This is a genomic window from Nocardia blacklockiae (assembly GCF_015477355.1).
Classification (GTDB): Bacteria; Actinomycetota; Actinomycetes; order Mycobacteriales; family Mycobacteriaceae; genus Nocardia; species Nocardia blacklockiae.
The window spans coordinates 94,049-117,018 of sequence record NZ_JADLRJ010000001.1 but is presented as its reverse complement, the minus strand read 5'-3'; the positions used below and the strand labels follow the sequence as shown (position 1 = coordinate 117,018).

At 70.8% G+C, this 22,970-nt stretch carries 22 protein-coding genes and 1 pseudogene; 16 read left to right on the top strand and 7 right to left on the bottom strand.

Translation table 11 applies throughout. The features are described 5' to 3' along the window. The first annotated feature begins 157 nt into the window (after positions 1-157). The 12 genes and pseudogenes from IU476_RS00445 to IU476_RS37350 all read left to right on the top strand — a co-directional run. The gene (locus IU476_RS00445; protein ID WP_195095414.1) at positions 158-382 is read left to right on the top strand and encodes a hypothetical protein; all 225 of its coding nucleotides are present in this window, start codon (positions 158-160) and stop codon (positions 380-382) included. A gap of 2 nt (positions 383-384) precedes the next feature. Next, a complete protein-coding gene (locus IU476_RS00440) occupies positions 385-570 on the top strand; it encodes a hypothetical protein (protein ID WP_195095412.1) in 186 nt (61 codons plus the stop codon). Between the two features lie 54 nt (positions 571-624). Next, complete coding sequence (locus tag IU476_RS00435) at positions 625-1,461, top strand: MlaE family ABC transporter permease (protein WP_195097293.1); 837 nt, start codon at positions 625-627, stop codon at positions 1,459-1,461. Between the two features lies 1 nt (position 1,462). Continuing rightward, complete coding sequence (locus tag IU476_RS00430; RefSeq protein WP_195095410.1) at positions 1,463-2,326, top strand: ABC transporter permease; 864 nt, start codon at positions 1,463-1,465, stop codon at positions 2,324-2,326. Positions 2,327-2,335: 9 nt separating this feature from the next. Beyond that, entirely contained in the window at positions 2,336-3,928 is a 1,593-nt protein-coding gene (locus tag IU476_RS00425) for an MlaD family protein (protein WP_195095407.1), read from the top strand. Further along, positions 3,925-4,947, top strand: a complete 1,023-nt coding sequence (locus IU476_RS00420) for an MlaD family protein (RefSeq protein WP_195095405.1) — start codon at positions 3,925-3,927, stop codon at positions 4,945-4,947. Before IU476_RS00425 ends, IU476_RS00420 begins: the two co-directional genes overlap by 4 nt. Next, positions 4,944-5,960, top strand: a complete 1,017-nt coding sequence (locus IU476_RS00415; protein WP_195095394.1) for an MlaD family protein — start codon at positions 4,944-4,946, stop codon at positions 5,958-5,960. Before IU476_RS00420 ends, IU476_RS00415 begins: the two co-directional genes overlap by 4 nt. Beyond that, complete coding sequence (locus tag IU476_RS00410) at positions 5,960-7,063, top strand: MCE family protein (RefSeq protein WP_195095391.1); 1,104 nt, start codon at positions 5,960-5,962, stop codon at positions 7,061-7,063. Before IU476_RS00415 ends, IU476_RS00410 begins: the two co-directional genes overlap by 1 nt. Continuing rightward, on the top strand, positions 7,060-8,256 hold the full coding sequence (locus IU476_RS00405; protein ID WP_324193800.1) for an MCE family protein: 1,197 nt from the start codon (positions 7,060-7,062) through the stop codon (positions 8,254-8,256). The genes IU476_RS00410 and IU476_RS00405 overlap by 4 nt, the downstream gene beginning before the upstream one ends. Next, positions 8,253-9,431 (top strand): MCE family protein, encoded by a 1,179-nt coding sequence (locus IU476_RS00400; protein WP_195095390.1) that lies wholly within the window; start codon positions 8,253-8,255, stop codon positions 9,429-9,431. The genes IU476_RS00405 and IU476_RS00400 overlap by 4 nt, the downstream gene beginning before the upstream one ends. Before the next feature lie 17 nt (positions 9,432-9,448). After that, positions 9,449-10,093 (top strand): Rv1363c family protein, encoded by a 645-nt coding sequence (locus IU476_RS00395; RefSeq protein ID WP_195095389.1) that lies wholly within the window; start codon positions 9,449-9,451, stop codon positions 10,091-10,093. 28 nt (positions 10,094-10,121) lie between these two features. Next, a pseudogene (locus tag IU476_RS37350) lies at positions 10,122-10,268 on the top strand (TetR family transcriptional regulator); the annotation flags it as partial. Here the strand turns inward: IU476_RS37350 and IU476_RS00385 are convergent. After that, positions 10,206-11,771 carry an acyl-CoA synthetase gene (locus IU476_RS00385; protein ID WP_228823029.1) on the bottom strand — a complete coding sequence of 522 codons (1,566 nt, stop codon included), beginning with the start codon at positions 11,769-11,771 and terminating at the stop codon, positions 10,206-10,208. The pseudogene IU476_RS37350 and the gene IU476_RS00385 sit on opposite strands and share 63 nt — an antisense overlap. 218 nt (positions 11,772-11,989) lie before the next feature. On the opposite strand from IU476_RS00385, the gene IU476_RS00380 reads away from it, so the two are divergent. Together IU476_RS00380 and IU476_RS00375 are read left to right on the top strand one after the other, a co-directional pair. Continuing rightward, on the top strand, positions 11,990-12,847 hold the full coding sequence (locus IU476_RS00380) for an oxygenase MpaB family protein (RefSeq protein WP_195095385.1): 858 nt from the start codon (positions 11,990-11,992) through the stop codon (positions 12,845-12,847). Between the two features lie 5 nt (positions 12,848-12,852). Beyond that, entirely contained in the window at positions 12,853-13,911 is a 1,059-nt protein-coding gene (locus tag IU476_RS00375; protein ID WP_195095383.1) for a PucR family transcriptional regulator, read from the top strand. 1 nt (position 13,912) lies between these two features. On the opposite strand, the gene IU476_RS00370 is transcribed toward IU476_RS00375, so the two are convergent. Then, positions 13,913-14,587 (bottom strand): TetR/AcrR family transcriptional regulator, encoded by a 675-nt coding sequence (locus tag IU476_RS00370; protein WP_195095381.1) that lies wholly within the window; start codon positions 14,585-14,587, stop codon positions 13,913-13,915. A 470-nt stretch (positions 14,588-15,057) separates the two neighbouring features. Here IU476_RS00370 and IU476_RS00365 point away from each other — a divergent pair, with 470 nt between their 5' ends. Together IU476_RS00365 and IU476_RS00360 are read left to right on the top strand one after the other, a co-directional pair. Beyond that, entirely contained in the window at positions 15,058-15,393 is a 336-nt protein-coding gene (locus tag IU476_RS00365) for a hypothetical protein (RefSeq protein ID WP_195095380.1), read from the top strand. A gap of 343 nt (positions 15,394-15,736) precedes the next feature. Continuing rightward, positions 15,737-17,293 carry a glycosyltransferase family 39 protein gene (locus IU476_RS00360; protein ID WP_195095379.1) on the top strand — a complete coding sequence of 519 codons (1,557 nt, stop codon included), beginning with the start codon at positions 15,737-15,739 and terminating at the stop codon, positions 17,291-17,293. A 3-nt stretch (positions 17,294-17,296) separates the two neighbouring features. On the opposite strand, the gene IU476_RS00355 is transcribed toward IU476_RS00360, so the two are convergent. The 5 genes from IU476_RS00355 to IU476_RS00335 all read right to left on the bottom strand — a co-directional run bounded on the left by IU476_RS00355 (position 17,297) and on the right by IU476_RS00335 (position 22,956). Next, a complete protein-coding gene (locus IU476_RS00355) occupies positions 17,297-18,367 on the bottom strand; it encodes an alpha/beta hydrolase (protein WP_195095378.1) in 1,071 nt (356 codons plus the stop codon). A gap of 142 nt (positions 18,368-18,509) precedes the next feature. Then, positions 18,510-19,019 (bottom strand): DUF2505 domain-containing protein, encoded by a 510-nt coding sequence (locus IU476_RS00350; RefSeq protein WP_195095377.1) that lies wholly within the window; start codon positions 19,017-19,019, stop codon positions 18,510-18,512. 38 nt (positions 19,020-19,057) lie between these two features. Next, positions 19,058-21,241 carry an MMPL family transporter gene (locus tag IU476_RS00345; protein WP_195095375.1) on the bottom strand — a complete coding sequence of 728 codons (2,184 nt, stop codon included), beginning with the start codon at positions 21,239-21,241 and terminating at the stop codon, positions 19,058-19,060. After that, a complete protein-coding gene (locus tag IU476_RS00340) occupies positions 21,231-22,025 on the bottom strand; it encodes a thioesterase II family protein (RefSeq protein ID WP_195095374.1) in 795 nt (264 codons plus the stop codon). The genes IU476_RS00345 and IU476_RS00340 overlap by 11 nt, the downstream gene beginning before the upstream one ends. Before the next feature lie 16 nt (positions 22,026-22,041). Then, positions 22,042-22,956, bottom strand: a complete 915-nt coding sequence (locus IU476_RS00335; RefSeq protein WP_195095372.1) for an SDR family NAD(P)-dependent oxidoreductase — start codon at positions 22,954-22,956, stop codon at positions 22,042-22,044. Positions 22,957-22,970: the final 14 nt, after the last annotated feature.

Genomic DNA, 22,970 nt, shown 5'->3' with positions numbered 1-22,970 from the left:
CCGACGCACCCGCTAAGGCGCTATGCACGGCTGCGCCTGCATGTTTGCGTCGAAGAAGTTTTCCGAGAACCCTTCACATCTAGAGAATGTTCAGTAACATACGCTCCTGCGGCTCCCCGGAAGTCACCGTGGGGTGCGGTGAAAGGACTTGCGTTACATGATCGAACGGCTGGACAGGCTACTCAGCTACGAGATGAAGGTGTCCGAATTCCTGGGCACGCTGATCATCCTCGGCATCCCCTACGGCCTGGTCGGGGTGATCTGGACCCTCACCCACACGTCGCACCTGCACGACCTGCACGGCGTCGACGTGGTGATCTCGTTCCTCGGGTCGATCGTCTGCTGGCCGGTGCTCACCTTCTCCGACGTCTGCATGACCTAGTCATGATGGCGCTGGTGTGGTTCATCGACCTCTTGGTGATCGGAATCAAGATCCTCGGTGGACGGACGAAGGTGAATCCCGTACTGCGATACGGACTCTGGGCCGCGGTACTGAGCGCCACGATCGCGGGGTTCGTGGCGCTCGGCGCGCTGCTCGTACTCCTGCAGCACACTCTCGAAAGGCTGTGACCGGTGACATCGACGTCGACCCGCGTCCCTCCGCACCCCGCGCCGCCCTGGCGGGTGCACGACGAGGGTGAGCTGCGCAAGATCACCGACACGCTCGGCGGGCTGTGGCAGCGGCACCCGCAGCGCTCCCTGGAGACCCTGGGACGGCAGGTGGCGCTGGGCCGCGACGCGTTCGTCCAGCTGTTCGTCGCGCTCGCCCGGCGGCGCTTCCCCTACCGGGAGTTCATCAAGCAGTGCGCCTTCATGGCGAACGTCTCCGCGGCGCCGACGGTCTTCGTGGCGATCCCGATCGCCGTGGTGGTGTCCATCCAGGTCGGCGCGCTGGTGAATCAGGTCGGCGCGACCACGTTCATCGGCGCGGTCGCCGGGCTGGGCATCATTCGCCAAGGGGCGCCGCTGGTTTCGGCGCTGATGATCGCCGGCGCGGTCGGCTCGGCGATCACCGCGGACCTGGGGTCGCGCACGATCCGCGAGGAGATCGACGCCATGATGGTGATGGGCGTCGACCCGGTGCGCCGGCTGGTCGCCCCGCGGCTGGCGGCCGCGGTGCTGGTCAGCGTGCTGCTGTGCGGGTTCGTCGTCTTCGTCGGCTTCGCGACGGCCTACATGTTCAACGTGTACGCCCAGTCCGGCACGCCGGGCTCGTTCATCGGCTCGTTCGCCTCTTTCGCGGTAGCCAACGACTTGATCATCGCGCTGCTCAAGGCGGCGATCTTCGGCGTGCTGACCGCGATCATCGCCTGCGACGTCGGGCTGCACACCCGCGGCGGCCCCGCCGGCGTGGCCGACTCGGTCAACTCGGCCGTGGTCACCTCGGCGCTGATGTTGTTCGCCACCAACATCATTCTGACCCAGCTGGCCAACACGCTGTTCCCGGCGAAGGTGGTGTGAGATGGCCAGTTCCTACACCCCGCCGGCGGCGCGGCCGCTGCGCGCGGTCGGCAACGCCGTGCTGGTGCCGGTGCACGCCAATCAGCGGCTCGGTCATCAGGCCCTCACCTTCTTCGAGGCGCTGGCGGCGATTCCCTTCGCGCTGAAGCACTATCGCAAAGAGGTGGCGCGGCTGGTCGCCGACGTCAGCTGGGGCAACGGGTCGCTGATCGTCGGCGGCGGGACCGTCGGCGTCGTGCTGGTGCTGTGCACCTTCGGCGGGATCATCGTCGGGATGGAGTCGTTCACCGCCCTGAACCTGCTCACCATGAGCCCGCTCACCGGCGCGATCTCCGGCTTCGCCACCACCCGCGAACTCGCCCCGATCCTGGCGACGCTGGCCTTCGCCATCCAGGCCGGCTGCCGCTGCACCGCGCAGCTGGGGTCGATGCGGATCTCCGAGGAGATCGACGCGCTGGAGTCCATCGCCATCCGGCCGCTGCCCTACCTGATCAGCACCCGGATGTTCGCCGCCACCGTCACCATCGTCCCGCTCTACAGCGTGGGGCTGGCCGCGGCCTACCTCGCCACCAAGATCTCGGTGCTGTTCCTCGGCGGCACCACCGCGGGCACCTACGACCACTACTTCTTCCAGTTCCTGCTCGGGCCGGACGTGTTCTACTCGCTGCTCAAGGTGGTGGTGTTCACCCTGCTGGCCACATTCATCCAGTGCTATTACGGCTACGTCGCCACCGGCGGCCCGGAGGGCGTCGGGACGGCGGCCGGCAAGGCCATCAAGATGGTGATCGTCGTGATGGTGTTCGCCAATCTCTTTCTCACGCTTGCTATCTGGGGCATCGACCCCGGCTTCCGGATCTCGGGATAGGTGACCCTCGTGATTCTCGATCCCCGTGGCAGAGGCGCCACCGCCCGTCAGCTCGGCCTGGCGGGCGCGGCGATGCTGCTGGCGTTCGCGGCGCTGCTGTATCTGCTGATGCTGCGCTACACCGGGCATTTCACCGAGAAGGTGCCGGTGACGGCCATGCTGACCAGCACCGGCGGCGGCCTGCCCGCGCACGCCGACGTCAAGTTCCGCGGCATGGTGGTGGGCACCGTCGACGCCGTCGAGGTGATCGCGGCGGGTGAGCGCCAACGCGCCGAGATCGCGCTGAAACCCCGTGTGGCGGGCACCATTCCGGCAAACGTCACCGCGCGCGTCATCCCCAACAACCTGTTCGGCGTGACGGCGATCGAACTGGTCGACAACGGGCCCGCCCGCGCGACGCTGACCTCCGGCGCGACGATCGCCGAGGACACCTCCGCCGCGACCGTTCAGTTGCAGACCACGCTCAACGTACTGCGCAACGTGCTGAACAACATTCAGCCCGAGAAGCTGGGCCGGGTGCTGGCCACGCTGTCCGCGGCGCTCGACCCCGGCGCGCGGGCGCCCGGCTCCACCATCGAGCGGCTCGACAACTGGCTCACCCAGGTGCACGACATTCCCGAAATCGGCTCGCTGCTAGGCGATCTGGGCCGCGCGACGACCGCGCTCAGCCGGTCCGCGCCCGAACTCGTGGGGGTGCTGTCGGATTCGGTGACGACCGCGCGCACGCTCACCGAACGCCGCGGCAACCTGGTGGCGCTGCTGACGAATGCCGGGGGTGCCGTGGATTCGGTGAACGCGCTGTTCGCCCGCAACCCCGACTCGGGCAAGTTCCTGGTGAGCGGCCTGGACGACCTGTTCGGCGGCCTGGCCCGGGATCCGGACGCGATCCCGTTCGCCGCCGCCAACCTCAATACCGCGCTGCAACGGCTGAAGACGGTGTTCCGCTGGGGTCCCAAGAACCAGATGGTGTGGGCGATGGACGCCACCTTCACGCCGTTCCAGCAGTACACCGCCGCGGACTGCCCGCACTACGGCGAGCTCTACGGCCCGCGCTGCGGCGGCCCGAGCGTGCCCGAAGTCGCTCCCCCGCAGGACTATCCGCCGCAGCTGCGCCCCCGCTGGCTCGACGCCGCCGGTCCCCCGCCCGCGCCTGCCCCAGCTCTGCCCGGGTTGCCCGGCCTACCGGGGATACCCGCCACATTCGGGTTGCCCGCCCTGCCGGGGACACCCGCCACACCCGGGTCGCCCGCCCTGCCGGGGACACCCGCCACACCCGGATTGCCCGCCCTGCCGCGGACACCCGCCACACCCGGATTGCCCGCCCTGCCGGGGACACCCGCCCTGCCGAGCCTGCCGTTCATCCCCGGCCTAACCGCCCCCGCGGCCGACGGAAACCCCGCTCCCCCAACGGGAACCATCGCCCCGGCTGGAAACGGCACCCCGGGAGGAACCACCGGACCGGTCGCGTTGCGCGGCCCCGCCGCGGTGGCCGCGGTCGTGGGCGGGCGGCCCGACATGGCGCAGCTGATGCTGCTCGGCCCGGTGCTCTCCGGCGGCCACCTCACGGTCACCAGCGACTCGGAAGGCGGTGCGACGCGGTGAGATCCGGGAGGGCACTGATCGGCTTCAGCCTGTTCGCCGTGGTGGCGATCGCGCTGACCTACACCATCTACTCGACCCTGCAACGCTCGGTTCCCGGTGGGACGCAGTCGTATTCGGCCGTCTTCTCCGACGTGCTCGGGCTGCGCGTCGGCGACGACATCCGGATGGCGGGCGTCCGGGTGGGCCGCGTCGACAAGATCGACTTCGCCGACGGCTACCGGGCCCGCGTCGACTTCCGCATCGAGGACGACCAGCACCTGACCACCACCACGAAGGCCATGGTGCGGTACCAGAACCTGATCGGGCAGCGCTACATCGCCCTCGCGCCCGGCAGCGAGCCGGGCACGCACCTGGGCCCCGGCGGTGAGATCCCGCTGCAGCACACCGAGCCGTCGTTCGACGTCTCGGCGCTGCTGTCCGGATTCGAGCCGCTGTTCTCGGTGCTGCAGCCGGACCAGGTGAACTCGCTGTCGGAGACGCTTGTTCAAGCGCTGCAAGGCAATCAGGTGTCGCTGAGCACCTTGATCACCCAGGCCGCGCAGCTGGCCACCACCTTCGGCCAGCGCGACCGGATCCTCGGCGACGTGGTGCGGAACCTCAGCGCCGTGATCTCCGGCATGGCCAATCGCAGCAACGAGCTGGAAACCCTGATCACGCAGGCACACTCGCTGGTGGAGGGCCTCTACGCGCAGGGCGAGGCGTTGAAGTCGTCGGTCGATCAGGTCGCGACGTCCACCGACTCGCTGGTCGAGCTGATCGGCCGGGTGAAACCCGGTATCGCACAGGCGCAGGACAAGGCCACCACGGGCATCACGCTGCTGCTGCTCAACGGGGCCTCGCTGGACAAGGCCGCGGTCGAGCTGCCCGACCTGCTCAACCGGGTCGCCCAGTTCTCGAGCTACGGCACCTACGGCAACGCCTACTTCTGCAGCCTGGATGTGTCGCTGTGGGGCGTGCTGCTGCCACCCGGCCTGTTCTCCCAGGTCGGCGGCTCCGAACACACGGACGTGTGCCGATGAGCGCCCGACCGCGCCTGCCCGGCTTCCTGCGCAACCGCTATCTGCGGCTGGGCCTGCTCGCCTCCGCGACGGTGCTCGCGCTGCTGGTCGGATCCAGTGTGCTGACGCAGGCGCGCCTGGGCGACAAGACGATTCGCGCCGAATTCGCGCAGGCGGCCGGGGTGCGCGCCGGTGCGACCGTGGACGTGTCCGGCATCGAGGTCGGCACCGTGCGCGGCGTGCGGCTGGAGGGCGCCAAGGTGGTGCTGGACCTGAAGGTCCGCCGGGATCTGCGGCTGGGCCCTGATGCCCGGGCGTCGATCAAGATGTCGACGATCCTCGGCCGCATGCACATCGATCTGGTGCCCGGCAACGGCAAGGGCCTGCCCGGCAACCGAATCCCGTTGGACCGCACCGATGTTCCGTACAACCTGAGCAAGGTCATCCAAGACCCGCAGTACAAGCAGTCCTTCGAACGGGTCGAGCGCATCGACCCGCAGAAGCTGCGCGCCGCTCTGGACACCATGGACCGACAGATGGGCGATTCGCCGCAGCTGGCGGTGCAGGCGCTCGATTCGGTGGGCGCCCTGGCGAAGGTGATCAACGACCGCCGCGACGAGGTCGACCTGCTGTTGAAGAGCATGGACCAGGTGTCGCAACTGGTGTCGGACAACCAGAACAGCGTGCTGATGCTGCTGACCCGCGGCGAGGCCATCGGCACCGCGGTGCAGAAGCGGCAGGAGTTGCTGCGGCAGCTGCTCGACAACGTGGCCGCGCTGTCGAAACTGTTGCAGGACATGGGTTTGGAGAACAACGGGCAGCTCGGCCCGATGATCACCGACCTGAACACCATGTCCGAGGGCCTGACCAAGAACAAGGAGAACCTCGATCGGCTCTACGAGATCATGCCGGTGACGTTGCGGCAGTTCAACAACGTGCTCGGCAACGGGCCCTACGGCGAGGTGTACGTGCCGTGGGGGCTGTTCCCGGACAACTGGATCTGTTTCGCCCACGTCGTCGAGGGGTGCAAGTGATGAGGCGTCACACGCTGGCCAAGCTGGCGGCGGTCTGCGCGGCCGCCACGATCGGGTCGAGCTGCTCGCTGCTGCCCGGCTCGCTCGGCGCGCTGCCGGACCGGTATCTGAACGAACACCTGCGCGTCAGTGCGGATTTCGAGAACGTCGCGGGCCTGTACGAGGGCAACGAGGTCGACGTGCTCGGCGTTCCGGTGGGCCAGGTCGAATCCATCACGGCCAAGGGCAGTTACGTGCAGGTGACGATGCTGCTCGACAAGGACGTGCGGATCCCGGCCGACGCCATGGCCGCGCTGGTGAACCCGCAGCTGATCACCAACCGGCACATCGAACTGGCGCCGGCCTACGACGGCACCGGGCCGGTCATGACCGACCGCACCCATATTCCGTTGCCGCGCACCAGGACTCCGGTGGAGCTGGACCGCATCCTGGCGACCTTCGATCAGCTCGGCGCCTCGCTGCAGGGCGACAGCGACACCGGCCCGATGGCCAGCCGGGTGTTGTTCCCGCTGCTCGACGGCAACGGCGACCGGCTGCGCGAAACCCTCGACGCGCTGTCGGCGGCATTCGAGACGACCTTCGCCAACAAGGACCAGATCTCCAACACCATCGTGAAACTCAACGACATCACGCAGGTGATCGCCCAGAACGACCAGACGGTGCGGGATTTCAGCGGCCGGCTGACCGAGCTGGTGAGCCTGATGGGCGAGCAGGCGCCCGGGTTGCAGGCCGTGCTCACCCAGCTCAACGACTTCGTCACCAACACCGCGACCGTGGTGGGGCAGAACAAGGACCAGCTGGCGGGCGCGCTGAACCGGTTCGTCGAGATCAGCACTCAGATGCGCGCCAACGCCCGCAATCTGACCGAGATCGTCGACGTCTTCCCGCTGATGTTCCAGAACCTGGCCAACGCCACCAGCTTCGAGCACCAGGCGCTGCGCCTGCACGGCCTGCTGGACAAGTCGGTGCTCGACGGCGAGGCGCTGTCCACGTTCTGCGAACGCGTCATGCGGCGGCCCGACGGCTGCCGCACCGGAAAGGTCGCCGATCTCGGCCCGGACTTCGGGCTCACCGCCGCACTACTGGGGATAACCGGACGATGATGAAGCCCGCTCGCAGAACGCTCGCCGTGCTGCTCACCGCCGCCGCCGTCGGCGGTTCCGGCGGTTGCGCCGTCACTGTCGACAACCTGCCCATGCCCAAACCGGGGGTGAACGATCCCGGTTACCGCATCCACGCCGCCTTCCGCGACGCGCTCAACCTGCCGGGCAACGCGCACGTGCGCATCGGCGGCACCGACATCGGCACCGTCACCCGGATCGAGACCACCAACTTCATCGCCGACGTGGAGATGCTGATCCACGAGGACATCACGCTGCCGCGCGGCACGACCGCCGAACTGCGGCAGGGCACTCCGCTCGGCGACATGTTCGTGGCGCTCACCCTGCCCACCGCCCAGCAGGCCGGGACGCCGCTGCGCGGGGGCGACACCATCGACGTCGAGCACACCGGCACCGCCGCGTCGGTCGAGCAGCTGATGATGTCGATCTCGATGCTCATCAACGGCGGCGGCATCAACCAGGCGGCGCAGATCACCTCGCAGATGGATTCGATGTTCGCCGGTCGCGGCCCGCAGCTGGCCCACCTGCTGACCGAGATGACCGAGGTGATCGACGCGCTCAACCAGCGGACCGGCGACATCGACGCCACTCTGGTGGGCCTGAATACGCTCTCGGGCGAATTGGCCAGGCGCAGAACCGAACTCGGGGCCGCGGCGGACACCTTCCCGCAGCTGCTGGGGCTGGTCGACGACAACAATCAGCGCATCGTCGACCTGACCACCAAGGTGGCGACGACGATGGCCGCGCTGGGCGACTTCACCGACACCACCAGCCCGCAGTTCCTCAGCCTGTTCGACAGCATCCAGAAGCTGATGAGCGGGTTCACCGACATGGGCGACAACCTCACCCAGGCGCTGGACCACCTGCACGAGATGTATCCGGGCGTGATGAACAGCCTGCGCGGGCCGGGGCTGGCCATCATGGCCACGGTGTCCTACCTCAGCGTCGGCGCGCTCACCGACCCGCACGGCAGCCGCTGGTGGGAGACCGGCGACGTGACCGACTTCGCCGGCAGCCTGGCCCAGGTGTTCGAGAAGGTGTTCGGCCGCGTGATCAGCCCGCCGCACCCGGTGCCGGGCACGACCTCCGCCGTTCCGGGCGTGCCCGGGGCGGCCGAACAGGCCCCGCCCGGCGGCGAGCAGCCCGCCGAGCCCCGGGCAGGCGGCGACCGATGAACATCCCCCTGTGGCACTGGGTGGTGGCGCGCCGCGTCGCCCTGGCCAATCTCGGGCTGGTGCTCGTCCTGGTCGTCGGCGCGGGCTATCTGTCGCGGTATGTGTTGCGGTTCAACCCGATTCCGCACGTGCTGACCGTGACGGTCGAGCTGCCGGTCTCCGGCGGCCTGCTGCCGGGCAACGACGTCACCTTCCGCGGCACCCGGGTGGGTGAGGTCGTCGATGTGCGGGTGTCGGGCGACGGCATCGCCGCGGTGGCCGAGATCGAGGACGACGCGCGGATCCCGGTCGGCGGCACCGTGCACGTCGGCCGGTTGTCGGCGGCGGGCGAGCAGTACCTGGATTTCCGTCCCGATTCCGACACCGGCCCCTATCTCGCCGATGGTTCGACCGTGCAGCGGGCGGCCACCAGCGTCCCGGTGCCCATGCAGAACGTGCTGACCGACCTGAGCGGTTTCATCGGCGGCATGAATCCCGACCGGCTCAACGTCATCATCGACGAACTCGACAAGGCGCTGGCGGGCGGCCCGGATCGGTTGCGCAACATGGTGTCCGGCATCAGCCGGGCCATGGCGGGGCTCACCGATCTGCTGCCCCAGACCCGGCAGCTGATCGAGAACCTGGAGGTGATCGCCGAGACCACCTCGCACGCGCAGCCGGACCTGAGCACCGTGACCGCCGCGGGCAGCACGCTGTTCCAGCAGGCCACCGCCGCCGACCAGGAGTTGCGCGCGTTTCTCGACCAGGGTCCCGGCCAGCTCGCCACGCTCGGCGGCGTCGTGTCGGAGAATCAGGACCCGATGACCGATCTGGTCACCAACTTCGTCGCCATCACCAAGGCCGCGAAGCTGCGCCAGCCCGCGATCGAGGCGCTGTTCCCCGCGCTGCGGCAAGGCGTGCAGGCGCTCGGCGTGCCCGCCCACGACGGCGCCTACCACACCCTGGCCGACTTCTGGCCGCGGCCGACCTGCGAGTACGACACCATCCCGGTGAACGCCTCCGAGGCGGTGCCCGACACCCGGGTGCGGCTGTACAACTACTGCGTCACCAACAATCCCGCACTCCAGGTGCGTGGTTCGGCCAACGCGCCGCGTCCCGCCGTGCCGGACAACGGAGCCGCGGCACCGCCCGGCGTCTCCGGCGACGAACTGTCCCGACCTGTCCCCGAGAACTGACCAAGGAGCGAAAACCCATGAGCGACAAGGATGTTGACAAAGTAGCGGACGCTCCGCCAGGTGACGGCGAGTCCGACGAGTCGGCTACCGATACCGCGCCGGAGCCCGAAGGCGCACGCGGCACACGGCTTTCGCGCTTGGCGGCGTTGCGCACACACCGCTTCGCCCCGCGGGTGATCGCGACGGCCGCCGCGGTGGTCCTCGGCGCGGCGATCGGTTCCAGTGTGTTGTTCTACTTGCAGGACAAGGATCATCGGGCCGTGCTGGACGCACACGAGGACGCGCGCCAGGCCGCCTGTGCCTACGCGCCCGTGGTCGCCACCTACGACGCCAAGCACCTCGACCAGTACGTGCGCAATGTGCTCGCCGGGGCGACCGGCGACTGGAAGAAGCAATTCGAGTCCAGCAGCAAGGATCTCAGCGACGTACTGGCCAAGGGCGAGGTGGTGTCGAAGTCGACCGACGTGCAGTGCGCCCTGCGCACCGGCGACCGGACCTCCGCCGAGGCCATCGTGGTGATCGGCCAGACCATCACCAGCACCGGCACCCAGGGCAAGCCCGAGCCGGGCCAGCTGTCGATGGTGATGCGGCTGGAGAAGGACGGCGACCGCTGGCTGGTCAACAAGATCAACACACCGCTGACCGCCCCGCCGCAGTCCTGACGGAGAACGGACCGCCCTCTCGAGCCGAGGACGGAACGGCGTCAGCATGGACGACATCGCCGCCCGGCTCGGCATTACCTCGACGGCGCTGTACCGGCACTACCCGCTGCCCTCAGTCGAGGTCGGCTCGCTCCAGTTCGCGCCGCAGGAGCTTGCCGGTGGCGTTGCGGGGTAGCTCCGCCAGGAAGATCACGTCCCGGGGTACCTTGTGCCGGGCGAGCCGGGACTTGACGTAGTCCTTGATGTCCTGCTCGTCGCAGGCGGCGTCGTGGTGCCGGACGACGTAGGCGCGCAATCGTTTTCCGAAGTCGCGGTCGTCGACGCCGACGACGGCGGCCTCGGCGACGTCGGGGCGCTCGGCGAGCAGGTTCTCGACCTCGAGGGGATAGACGTTCTCGCCGCCGGAGACGATCATGTCGTCGTCGCGGCCGTCGATGAACAGCCGCCCGTCGGCGTCGAAGTGGCCCAGGTCGCCGCTGCACAGCAGGCCGTCCACGATCTCCTTCCGCCGGCCGTCGGTGTAGCCGGTGAAGCTGAGCCCGCTGGAGACGAAGATCGTGCCCGTGCGGCCGGGCTCGGTGATCCGGCGGCGCCGCTCGTCGTAGAGCGCGACCCGGCAGCCGACCGGCGGGCGACCCACCGTGCCGGGCGCCGCGCGCAGATCCTCCGGCGTGGCGACCGCCGCGACGGCGACCTCGGTGGAGGCGTAGAGGTTGTACAGCACGGGACCGAACGCGGCGTCGGTCCGGCGGGCCAGATCCGGTGAGATCGACGACCCGGCGGCGAAGATCACCCGCAGCGTGGACGTGTCGTACTCGGACAGCACGTCGTCGCCGAGATCGACGATGCGCTGCAACATGGTCGGCACCAGAACCAGCGTCGCCGCCCGATACTCCGCGACGGCGGCCAGCGTGCGCCGCGGATCGAAGCGGCGCTGCCGGAAGACCACCGTGTTGCCCAGCGCCCAGCCCAGCGTGAACTGGGACAGGCCGGTGCCGTGGAAGATCGGCGCCGCCATCACGATGGTGTCCGCGCGCGGCAGCGGCACCCGGTCGAGGAACTGGGCCGATTGCAGCGGCGAGACCTTGTCGCGCGGAGCGCCTTTCGGCGTGCCGGTGGTCCCGCTGGTAAGGATGACGGTGCCGCCGGGCCGCGGCGGCGCGGCGACCGGGTCACCCGGATGGGCCGCGATCAGCGTGTCCACGGTCGGGGTGCCGGGCGGCACCTCGTCCGCCTCGTCCACCCAGGTGAGAATGCGCGGCAGCGTGGCCGGCAGGGCGTCGAGCAGGCGCGCGAACTCGCTGTCGAGCAGGAGCGCGCCGACTCCTTCGCGCTCGGCGACGGTCGCGAGCTGCGGCCCGGCGAAGCCGGTGTTCATCAAAACCACTCGGGCGCCGAGCTTTCCGGCCGCCAGCAGGGCGAGCACCATCCCGCGGTGGTCGCGGCACAGCGTCGCGACGGTGCTGCCCGGGCCCAGGCCCGCCGCGCGCAGGCCGCGGGCGAGCGCGTTGGAGCGCGCGTCCAGCTCGGCGAAGGTGAGGCCGCCGCGCTCGTCGACGATCGCGGTCACCGCCGCGTGCCGCCGCACCGCGTGCCGCAGCACCGTGACGAACGGCCCGTAGACGCCCGCGTCGCGCAGTGTCGCGAGGGTGTCCAGCGGGCGGCGCGGATCGATCATCCCGCGCCGGCGCAACACCCCCAGCGCCGCGAGCGAATCGGTCAGCGTCCGCACCGGCGCGACCAGTGCCGACGGCCTGCTGCTCACATCCCACCTCCGAGGAAATCCGCGCCGCGGACCGTGCCGAGCGGGCCCGCCGCGTCCTCCCGAAGCATACATCCCGGCGAGAATTCTGATTAACTTAATGGGCAACTTCCCGCACCGACCGCCGGAGCGCCATGACCTTCCCCGTCCTGCCCACCCCGCCGGAGACCACCGCCGACGAGCTGGCACGCCGCCGCCGTTACCTGGCGGGACCCGCCGCGTTGCTCGGCGGTCCGGCCAATGTGGTGATGCAACTGAGCCTGCCGCCCGTCGGGCGCGGCGTCGTGGAGAGCACGGTCGACAGCGGCCGCTTCACGCTGCACCCGCGCAAGCGCGGTCGGACAACACTGACTTACTTAGCGGTGGCCGTGCTCGGCACCGACGACGATCGCGCCGCCTACCGCGCGGCCGTCGACACCTCGCACCGGCAGGTTCGCTCGCGCCCGGGCAGCGCGGTGCGGTACAACGCCTTCGACCCGCGGCTGCAACTGTGGGTGGCGGCCTGTCTCTACCGCGGCACGGTCGATTCGCTCACCTTTCTCTACGGCGGGATCGACGAGCAGACCGCCGACGAGTTGTACCGCGACGCGGCGCGTTTCGGCACAACCTTGCAGATGCGGCCGGAGCTGTGGCCGCGCGACCGGACCGCGTTCGACGAGTACTGGAACTCGATGCTGCCCCGGCTGTCGCTCGACGCCGAGGTGCGCGCCTATCTGCTCGACCAGGTCATCGATCTGGGGCCGTACCGCCGCTACGAGCGCTTGCTGTTCCGGCGCGTGAACCGCTTCTTCACCACGGGCTACCTGCCCCAGCCGTTCCGCGATCAGCTCGGCCTGCCCTGGAATGCGCGGCGGCAGCGGGCCTTCGAGCTGGTCATGCGCGGCCTCGGACTGCTCTGCGCCGCGCTCCCGGAGCGCTGGCGGCTGCACCCGTTCGAGCGCTACCTGCACGACATGCGCCTGCGCCGGGCGCAGGGCAAGTCGCTGGTCTGACCGCCATGCACCGGCACCAGGAACGGCCCGGCACCGACACCGAGGTGGCCCGCCTCGCCCACGAGTTCACCCTGCGCTGTCTGCGGGGCGAGGAGCCCGACGGCACGCTGCGGCACTTCGACGACGCCGCGCGGCGCTGGGCACTCGCGGGAGTGCCGTTCGGGACGGTCGACAGCGCGCTGTGGGAGGGCGCCCGGACGGCCATCGACCGCGTGGTCGCCGCCGCGGGCGGCACGGACCTGCCCGCCGCGCACCTGCACACGACTCTGCAAGCGGTGCACCGGATGTCGTCGGCGACCTATCACGCGTTCCGGCGCGAGCTGCGCGCACGCACCGAGGTCACCGCCGAGGCCGAGCAGGCGCTCGCGGTGGCGCTGCTGCGCGGCGACGGCGAGCAGGCCGCCAGCCGCCTGGCCGGGCTGCCCGTCGGCGACGCGTATCACGTGGTGGCCGCGCGCTTCTCGGCTCCCCCGCCGCGCTTCGCCGCCGGCGCCTGGTCGCGGTTCTCGGCCGAATTGCGCCGGCGCGGGACGACGGCGATCCTGTCGATGGTCGGCGACGCCGGCGCGACGCTGCTGATCCCGGAATCCGCCGTCGCCGACGAGGAGCTGGACGGGCTGGTCGAGAGTGCTTGCGCCGCAGCGGATGTCGAGGTGCTGGCGACCGTCGTCCCCGCCGACCGCGCGCACATCACCGCCGCGCACACCCAGGCGCACGAACTGCTCGACCTGGCCGGCGCCGCCGGTCGCGCGCCCGGCCTGCACCGGTTCCGGGATCTGGTGGTCGAGTACCAGGTGACGCGGCCGAGCCTGGCCCGCGACCGCCTGGCCACCGTGCTGGATCCGCTGGCTCCGCAACCGGAGCTGATCGACACGCTCGCCCGGCACGTACGCAACGAGCTCAACCGGACCCGCACCGCGCGCGAACTCGACATCCACGCCAACACCGTCGACCATCGCCTCCGGCGCATCCACCAGCTCACCGGCTACGACCCGAACCAGCTGGCCGACCTGTGCACGCTGCGGGCCGCCCTGCTCATCCGGGCGGTGGCCCCGGGGCAGTGACTCAGGGCTCCCGGGGTTCGAGCATCGGCACCAGGAACTGCCGGGCCAGGGCGGCCAGCTGCGCGTCGTCGTCCAGGTCGACGAGGTCGCTGGGGATGGCCAGGAACGACGCGGAGACCCGGACCATCAACTCGGCGACGAGGTCGGCGTCCACCCGGTCGGAGACGTGGCCCGCCCGCTGCTCGCTGCGCAGTTGTCCGGCGACGAACTGCCGGACGGCGGCGACCGTGCGGCCCTGGTCACCGATCAGCGACCCGACCAACAGGTCCGGTTCGGCGGCGAGCAGGCCGCCGATGAGCGGGTTGCCGCGAATGGTCCGCAGCGAACTGACGAAGCCGACCACCACCCGGTCGGCCGCGGTCCGGGCCTGGGCGATGTCGAGCAGGAACCGGTCGAAGTAGCGGCGGAACTCTCGCAGGATGACCTGCTCGGCGAGGGCGTCCTTGGTGGCGAAGCGGCGGTAGACGGTGATCCGGGAGACCTCGGCGCGACGGGCCACGTCCTCCATGGTGGAACGCTGGATGCCCATCCGGCAGAACTGCTCGTACGCCGAATCCAGGACGCGCGAGCGGGTTTCGTCGGTGTCGTCGACCTGTTCGACGGCGTCGATGTAGGCGCGCTCGATCAGGGACTCCGGGCCCGAGGCCGGTGCGGGGACCGACGGTGCAGGTTCCACGTTCTCCCTTCCGCAGATGATCGAATCATGCCTTGTGCGCCCGCCGCTGTCACGGCGGGCCGCGTCCCCGGCGGGTCTTGTGCGGGCCTGCTCCTCGGCGCCGACGGACGCACCGGCTCCGGCCCGGCCGCGCCACCGCCTCGACGACATCACGCCCGAAACACCGTGCCGGTCTCGACACGCCGTTCGCGGTGAGATTGCGGTAGGCGGACACAATGACCGGTGTGCCGCTCTCGACACGCCGGATAGGGGTCGGCGTGTCTGGCGAAGTGAACCGTTTACGGGGTGAACGCGATCCGGCTTCCAGCAAACATGATAGGACAAGCCGACATTCGCGGCGGGGTGGAGTGGTTGCCGGGAACGGTCAACCACGGTTACGCTCGGATTGCCCGAAAGATGCTGACAAGTTCCGATATTCGCCATACCTGCCACCATCGCGACGTGCGGCCCTCTCGAGGACGGACTGAGACATGACGTTTCTGGCACTCGGATATCTACGCACCGACATCTCGCGCCAGCGCCAGCAATGGGACGAGGCGCAGATCCGCAGCCTGGCCCGCAGGCTGGGCTACAACCTCTGCAAGACGATCGCGTTCAGCCACCGCACCGACGACCCGCTGGGTCAGTTGGCGCGCGCGGTCGCCGGTCTGCGCGCCGAGGCCGTCCTCGTGCCGAGCGCCGATCATTTCGACTGCGGCACGATCCCCGAGGAGCTGATCCGGATCACCGACGTCATCACGATCACCCCGCAGCACACCTACGCCCGGTGGCCCACGGGGGAACTGCCGCACGCGGGCGGCATGTGACCGGAACCCTGCCGGATTCGAAACCGCGGGCAGGCGTGGTGCACGTTCACAGGTGAGTTCACAGCCGGTTGTGTGGTGGCCGGTTTTCCGCTCGCACCGCGAACCGCGCGCCCCGGCGGCATTACCATCGTCCCCGACGAGAGCGGTGAAAACCGCTCTATCACTTCACTATTCGGCATCGCGCGCACGCCGGTGAGGCGGCGTTCCGGTACGCGAGGCCGATCGGTCGCCGCGTGCGCCGGAGACTCACACCCGTGACTCCGGCGGACTCCGCGCGCGCCCGCCAGTCGGGAGGACACCACATGCCGGATACTGCCGCCGTCGCACGGGCCGGAGCGCGGTCGTGATCGTCGGCTCCGACGTCCGCGACGCCCGAGTCGTGCGCGCCGCGCCCGTGCCGCCGTTCGCGTGGCGCGAGGTCGGCGCGGTCGCGGTCGTCGCCGCCGCCGTGTTCACCGCCCGCCTGGGCCGCTACGGACTCGGCGGCGACGAGCTGTATTTCCTCGCCGCCGGGCACCACCCGTCGTTCGGCTACGCCGATCAGGGCCCGGTCGTGCCGCTGCTGGCGGCCGCGGCGGACCTGCTGGCGCCGAACTCGGCAGTGGCGCTGCGTCTTCCGGCGGTGCTGCTGACCGTGGCGGCGATCGTGTGCAGTGCCGCGCTGGCGCGGGAGTTCGGCGGCGGCCGCCGGGCGCAGGTGCTGGCCGCGGCCGCGTACGCGACCACGCCGATGGCCGTGATGCAGTCGGCCATGCTGAGCACCTTCGCCGTCGACGTGACCCTGACCGCGGGCATCACGTGGCTGTGGATCCGCTGGGTGCGCACCCGCGCCGATCGCCTGCTGATCGTCGCCGGAGTGCTTGCGGCCGTGGACTTCCAGGTGAAATGGCTCATCCCGATCGTCTGGGCGGGCCTGGCGTTCGGGGTGGCCGTCGCCGGCCCGCACGAGATGCTGCGGCGGCGGGCATGGTGGGCGGCGACGGCGCTGCCGGTCGTCACGGCGATACCGAACCTGCTGTGGCAGCACGCCCACGGCTGGCCGCAACTGGCGATGGGGCAGGTGGTGCGGGAGGAGCAGGTGGCGTCCAGCGGCGTGGCCGGGATGCCGAGTCAGATCGTGCAGGTGACCGGTCCGCTGGGACTGCTGCTGCTGGCGGGCATGTGGGCGGGCCTGCGCTGGGAACGCCTGCGGCCCTACCGGTTCGTGATCCCGATGGTGGCCCTCGGGCTCGTCGGTGTCGTCGGCGGCGCGCTGCGGCCCTACTTCGTCGCCGGTGCGTTTCCCGGGCTGTTCGCCGCCGGTGCGGTGTACCTGACCGAGCGCGAATTGTCCCGGCGCGTCCGCGTTCTCGGCCTCGCGCTGCTCGCGCTGGCGACCGCGATCAGTGTCGCCGTCGTGGTGGCGCTGCCGCTGCCCGCGTCCCGGCTGCACACCCCGACCGACAGTTACTCGCAGATCGACCGGCGCAGCAAGCTGTTCGGGTCGAGCGGGTGGGACCGCCTGACGGCGACGGTCGAGGCGGCCTTCCGCGCCTTACCTCCCGAGCAGCGGCGCGACGCGGTGCTCGTGACGCAGAACTATTGGCAGGCAGCGGCATTGGAGCATTTCGGCGATCCGGAGCTGCCGCGGGTGTACAGCCCGAACCGCGGCTACGGCTATTTCGGCCCGCCGCCGGACACGGCGGCGACGGTGCTCTACGTCGGCGTGGACGGGCCCGAGGACGCGCTGCGGACGCGGTTCGGTCAGGTGTCGGCCGTCGCGCGGCTCGACGACCGCCTCGGCTTCCCGAGCGTCGATCGCGGAGTCACGGTGTGGCACTGCCGTTTTCCCGGCGAGCCGTGGTCGCGGACCTGGCCGGCGGCGCGGACGCTGCGCATGGTGGACGGGACGGTGCGGTAGCGGTCACGGCGTCAGCGCCGCGCTCAGCAGCGGCCAGGAGTTGTGCAGATCCTGCTGCCAGTAGCCCCAGGAGTGGGTGCCGTTGGGCCGCAGGTCGAAGGTCGCGGGAATATCCAACTCGCGCAACCTGTCCCGCAGTTGCAGCGTGCACCGGCCCGCCACCGCGTCGAGCAGGCCGCCGACCACGAGCTGGTCGACGAGCTTCACGGGATTCGCGTTCACCCCGGGCCCGTCGAGGGTGTCCAGCGGGCCGGGCAGGCCGTTGCCGCTGGCCACGTAGAGCGCGGTGCCGCGAAGCCGGTCGGCGTGCAGGTACGGGTCGTTGGCGGCCCAGGCGGGGTCGGTCGGCGGCCCCCACATGTTGAGGGTGTTGCCCCGGCGGGCGGTGACGATGGCGTCGACCATGGCCTGCCCCATCGGGTCGCTGGTGCGCGCGCATCCGCTGTAGGAGCCGACCGCGCGGAACAGTCCCGGCGCGGCCATCGCCAGCTGGAAGACCGAGATGCTCGCCATGGACAGGCCCGCGATGGCGTTGGCGCCCGTGCCGAGGAAGGCCGAGTCGATCACCGCGGGCAGTTCGCGGGTCAGGAACGTGGTCCAGCGCTGCCGTCCGTGCACGGGATCGTCGGCGCGCCAGTCGGCGAAGAAGCTGCCCGCGCCGCCGATCGGGATCACCACGGTGACCTGCTTGTCGGCGAAGAAGTCGGCGACGTCGGTCTTGGTCAGCCAGTTGCTGCCGTCGCGCCAGTCGCCGGTGTCGGTGCCGCCGTCGACGCCGTTGAGCAGATACAGGGTCGGCGCGGGGCGCGAATCGTCCACGGCGGGAAGGACTTCCACGGCCAGGTCGCGGTTCATGGCCGCGGAGTGGACGGTCAGGTCCAGCACCCGCCCCGGCCCCTGCGTCACACCGACCAGCCGGGACCCGTCGTCCGCGGGCCGGGCGGCGGCCGACGCGCGCAACGGCAGCGGCGCGTCGGGCGCAGGTTCGGCGGCCACCGGCCCGGTCGCGCAGACCGACACCGCGGCGAGCAGCGCGGCGAGACGCCGAGTGCGGCACCGCCTACCGACCTTCATGCGACGCCTCCCTGCCGGAACCGACTGGTGCCGAGGCTAAGTCCCGTCCGCGCGGGCCGACAAGGCCGCGCCCGCACGTCTGGGAGGTGTCGTCACGAACGCGCACCCGCGCCGGGTACATGCCACAACGCGGGCCCGCCGGTCACACCTGTTCGGCGTGCTGCCCGACCCATTCCTTCAGGAAGTCGCAGTTGCGGGTGAAGCCGTCGATGATCTGCTCGCACACGCCGTCCTCGACCGCCTTGCCGAAGACCGGCAGCTTCGATTTCACCGTGCCCTCGAAGGACATGACGGTCTCCCGCGCACCGCGCGCCCGCAACCGGAACGTGGCGTCCAGCCGCATGCGCGCCAGGGTGATGGTCGCGCGCATCGCCCCGAGCGCGGTGTCGCCGACCAGGTCGTGCCACTCCTCCTCGAAGTCGAAGGTGATGTCGCCGCTGCGGGCGGCGCCGCGCGGCAGCAGGGCGCTGGCGATCTCGGTGGACGCGGCGACCGTCGTCGTGCCCGGCACGGCGGTGAATCCGGTCAGGACCGAGCGCTGCTCACCGGCTCGGGCCAGCCGCTGCTCCCAGTGGGTCCGGCTGAACAGCGCCGCGTGGATCGGCGCGATCGGCTGGGGGAAGGTGTACTCGTCGGCGAAGGTCTTGGCCATGGTGTTCCCCTTTGTCGTTGTACTGCACTGTGTTCCGGTCAGCGGCCGAGTTCCCCCGCGGGCTCGGCGGTGGGTGCGGGTGCGGGCGGGTCCGCCGCCGCGCGTTCTTCGAAGGAGAATCGGTCGGCCAGCCGGCGCAGCGCGCGCGGCGACCACCAGGTCGCGGAGCCCAGCGTCGCGAGACTCGCCGGGACCAGCACCAATCGGACGATGCTGGCGTCCACCAGGGCCGCGAGGGCGACGCCGATGCCGATCATCTTGGTCGCCGCGACCTGCGAGGTGCCGATCGCGGCGAGCACGATGGTCAGGATGATCGCCGCGGAGGTGATGATGCCGCCGGTGCGCTGGATCGCGTTGACGATCGCCTCCTGGTGCGGCACACCGGCGTTGCGCTCCTCGGTCAGCCGCGCCAGCACGAAAACGCCGTAGTCCATGGACAATCCGAAGGCGATGCAGATGACGAGGATGGGCAGGGTGGAGTCGATGGCGCCGGTCGGGGTGAAGCCCAGCAGGCCCGACAGGTGGCCGTCCTGGAATATCCAGACGATCGCGCCGAGCGTCGCGGTCAGGCTCAGGCCGTTGACGAGGACGGACACCGCGGCCAGCACGACGCTGCCGGTGAGCAGGAAGACCGCGATCAGCGCGACGAGCACGACCAGCGCGACCGCGAGCGGCGCGATCCGCCCGATCGCCGCCTTGGTGTCGAGCAGGGTCGCGATCTCGCCGCCGACCAGGACATCGTGGGCGCGGGCGAGGCGCTGCGCCTCCCCGACCAGGTCCTGTCCGCGGGTGGAGGTCGGTTCGACGCCCTTCTTCGCGGTCACCAGCAGCGTGGCCGGTGTGGGCAGCACGGCCGTGCGGGGGTCGGCGAGCAGCGGCGGCGGCGACACCGCGGCCACGCCGTCGACCCGCGCCACCTCCTGTGCGAGCGCGGCGATGTCGGCCGGATCGGCGTGCGCGGGGACGACCAGGTTGGCGATGGGCAGCGCGCCGGCCTCGAAGTCGGTGCGCAGCATGTCGTGCGTGGTCCGGATGTCGGCGCCGGGCGGCAGCTGCCGGTCGTCGACGGTGCCGTAGGCGACCGAGCCGAACGGCAGGGCGAGGCAGATCAGGACCGCGGTGGTGCCGACGGTCAGCAGCCGCGGGTGCCGCAGCACCCGCCGGGTCCAGGCCGCCCAGTACCCGCGTTCGCGGCGCGGGGCCGCCGTCCGGGTCGCGGCGAGGCGGCCGCCGAGCAGGTCGAAGGCCGCGGGCAGGCAGATCAGGACCGCCAGTGTGGAGATGGCGACGACGATGATCCCGGCGTAGGCGAACGAGCGCAGGAAGTACATCGGGAACATCAGCAGCACCGCCAGCACGGCGGTGATCGTCGCGGCGGAGAACAGTACGGTGCGCCCGGCGGAGGCGACGGTGGCCCGGGTGGCGGCGGCGACGTCGCCGTGCGCGGCCGATTCCTCGCGGAAGCGCCGCACCATGAGCAGGGCGTAGTCGACGGCCAGGCCCAGGCCCACCGCGGTGGTGAGGTTCTGCGAGAACACCGACACGTCGGCGACCTGGCTCAGGATCTTCAGCAGCGCGTTGGTGGACACGATGGAGAACACGCCCACCGCGATCGGCAGCAGCGCCGCGGCGAGCCCGCCGAACACCACCAGCAGCACCACGAACATCAAAGGGAGAGCGATAAATTCGGCCTTCAGCAGGTCGCTCTTGATCGTCGACTGCACCTCGGCCCGCACCGCGACCGGGCCGCCGAGACGCACGTCGATGTCGGCGTCGGCGGCGGGCAGGCGCGAGCGCAGGTCGGCGAGGACGCGGTCCTGGGCGCCCTCGTCGCCCTCGATGTGCGCGATCACCAGCCCCGACTTCTGGTCGGTCGAGCGCAGCGCGGCCAGGGGCACCGACCACGCGGAGTTGACGCCGGTGACGCCGTCGATCTGCCCGAGCCGCTCGGTCAGCGCCCGCCCGGCCGCGGCGACCCGGGCGTCGGTGATGCCCGCGGGCGACGACACGAGCACGAACAGGTTCGGATCCGCCTGCGGCGCGATCTGTTCGATCTCGCGGGCGACGCGCGCGGAATCCGCGGACGGATCCGACGCCCCGCCCGCCAGCCGCGCGTCGGGCACCAGGAATTCGACGGCGAGCGCGGCGAGCAGCACCGCGAACGTCACCGCGAGCACCGTCCGAGCCCGCGACTTCCTCTCGCCCGCACCGTTATTCGCCACGATGTCCTCCTCCGTCCGGCGCCCCGGCCGACTCGCGCAGACTGTTCTCGACCGCGCCCACGACGGCGGCGGTCTGCTCCGACAGGTAGAAATGGCCGCCCGGGAACTCTCGGGTGCGCACCGTCGCGGTGGTGTGCGCCTGCCAGCCGTCGGCGTCCGCCACCCCGAAATCCGGGTCCGCCGCACCGGCGAAACAGACGATCCCGGCGTCGACGGTCCGGGGTTCGGCGGGCCGGTAGTCGTCCAGCGCGCGCAGGTCGGCGCGCAGGATCGACACGAAAAGCTTTCCGGCGGGCGAGGATTCGAGCAGCTGCCGGTCGTGTGCGGGCAGCCCGCTCAGTCGCGCCAGCAGCTGCGCGTCGTCGAGGTCGTCGACGCCGTACGCGCGCCGCCGGGCCGGCGCCTGCGCGGCCGACACGATCAGCAGCCGCACCGCGCGGTCACAGCGCTGCGACTCCCACGCGGTCTCGAAGGCGACCGACGCGCCCATGCTGTGCCCGAACAGCACCGTCGGCAGCGGCGGGCGCGCCCGCAACTCGGCCGCGACGGCCCGGCCGAGGTCGGCCGGGCCCGCGCACGGCTCGCGGAAGCGTTCCTGCCGCCCCGGGTACTGCACGAGCAGCAGCTCGGTGTCCGCGGCGACGTGGTGGGCCCAGGCGCGGTAGTACCCCGCCGAGCCACCGGCGTGCGGGAAGCACACCACCCGCCGCCGCGCCCGGGCGGCGGCGTCGAATCGCCAGTACCAGCGCGACCTGTCGGTCGTCGCCGCGGTGCGCGGTCTCATTCGCTCTCCGGATGCCTCAGCCGAGGGCCTTGCGGACCAATTGCTCGGACACCTGCCACAGCTCGGCGGCGCGAGCGGTGTCGTAGGACTCGCGCGAGCTGGCGTGCTCCCGGCGCCCCGAGTAGTACTTGCCGCTCACTCCCGCCACGTCCGGGGAGGTCGCCAGCCAGGCCAGGTCCGCCGCCGACCGCGCCGCCGTGGCCGCGCCCGGCAGTTTGGTCAGCAAGGGCGTCAGCACCTGGTAGCCCTGCCGCACGACGGACGGGTAGTCGCGGGCCAGGCCGGTCTCCGGCATCAGGCCCGGGTCGAACGCGTTGGCGGTCACGCCGCTGCCGGCGAGGCGGCGGGCGAGTTCGTAGATGTAGTAGATGTTGGCCAGTTTCGAAGTGGCGTAACGGATCCGGCCGCCGCGCCCGCCGGACCCGGACGGCTGCGTCGCCGGGTCGGCCAGCCGCGCCGGGTCGTCCCAGCGGGGCGCGGGGAAGCCGAAGGACTTGGCGGGGCCCTGGTGCACCTCGCTGGCCACGGCGATGATGCGGGCCTGCGGGGTGAGCGCGCCGCGCAACTGCTCGACCAGGTGGAAGTGGCCGAGATGGTTGGTGGCGAAGGTCATCTCGTAACCGTCGGCGGAGCTCTGCACGCCGTCCACGATCTGGATGCCCGCGTTGCAGACGATGCCCGCCAGCGGGGTGGCCGCCGAGTCGGCGATGCGGGCCGCGGCCTCGTGCACCGAGCGGATCGACGAGGTGTCCATGATCGCGACCTCGACCCGCGCGTCCGGCGCGGCCGCGCGGATGCTGTCGGCGGCCTGCGCGGCCTTGGCCTCGTTGCGGCAGCCCAGCACCAGATCGCGGCCCTGGCGCGCCAATTCGCGCGCCGCCAGCAACCCGAGACCCGACGAAGCCCCGGTGATGAGGATCGTGTCGGACATGTTCCCGCCTTCCT

Coding starts and splice junctions, on each gene's coding strand:
- IU476_RS00380 (WP_195095385.1), top strand. CDS start 11,990: ATGACCTTCCCCGTCCTGCCCACCCCGCCGGAGACCACCGCCGACGAG.
- IU476_RS00385 (WP_228823029.1), bottom strand. CDS start 11,771: ATGATCGATCCGCGCCGCCCGCTGGACACCCTCGCGACACTGCGCGAC.
- IU476_RS00415 (WP_195095394.1), top strand. CDS start 4,944: ATGAGCGCCCGACCGCGCCTGCCCGGCTTCCTGCGCAACCGCTATCTG.
- IU476_RS00400 (WP_195095390.1), top strand. CDS start 8,253: ATGAACATCCCCCTGTGGCACTGGGTGGTGGCGCGCCGCGTCGCCCTG.
- IU476_RS00405 (WP_324193800.1), top strand. CDS start 7,060: ATGATGAAGCCCGCTCGCAGAACGCTCGCCGTGCTGCTCACCGCCGCC.
- IU476_RS00430 (WP_195095410.1), top strand. CDS start 1,463: ATGGCCAGTTCCTACACCCCGCCGGCGGCGCGGCCGCTGCGCGCGGTC.
- IU476_RS00350 (WP_195095377.1), bottom strand. CDS start 19,019: ATGGCCAAGACCTTCGCCGACGAGTACACCTTCCCCCAGCCGATCGCG.
- IU476_RS00410 (WP_195095391.1), top strand. CDS start 5,960: ATGAGGCGTCACACGCTGGCCAAGCTGGCGGCGGTCTGCGCGGCCGCC.
- IU476_RS00335 (WP_195095372.1), bottom strand. CDS start 22,956: ATGTCCGACACGATCCTCATCACCGGGGCTTCGTCGGGTCTCGGGTTG.
- IU476_RS00375 (WP_195095383.1), top strand. CDS start 12,853: ATGCACCGGCACCAGGAACGGCCCGGCACCGACACCGAGGTGGCCCGC.
- IU476_RS00365 (WP_195095380.1), top strand. CDS start 15,058: ATGACGTTTCTGGCACTCGGATATCTACGCACCGACATCTCGCGCCAG.
- IU476_RS00395 (WP_195095389.1), top strand. CDS start 9,449: ATGAGCGACAAGGATGTTGACAAAGTAGCGGACGCTCCGCCAGGTGAC.
- IU476_RS00445 (WP_195095414.1), top strand. CDS start 158: ATGATCGAACGGCTGGACAGGCTACTCAGCTACGAGATGAAGGTGTCC.
- IU476_RS00355 (WP_195095378.1), bottom strand. CDS start 18,367: ATGAAGGTCGGTAGGCGGTGCCGCACTCGGCGTCTCGCCGCGCTGCTC.
- IU476_RS00440 (WP_195095412.1), top strand. CDS start 385: ATGATGGCGCTGGTGTGGTTCATCGACCTCTTGGTGATCGGAATCAAG.
- IU476_RS00340 (WP_195095374.1), bottom strand. CDS start 22,025: ATGAGACCGCGCACCGCGGCGACGACCGACAGGTCGCGCTGGTACTGG.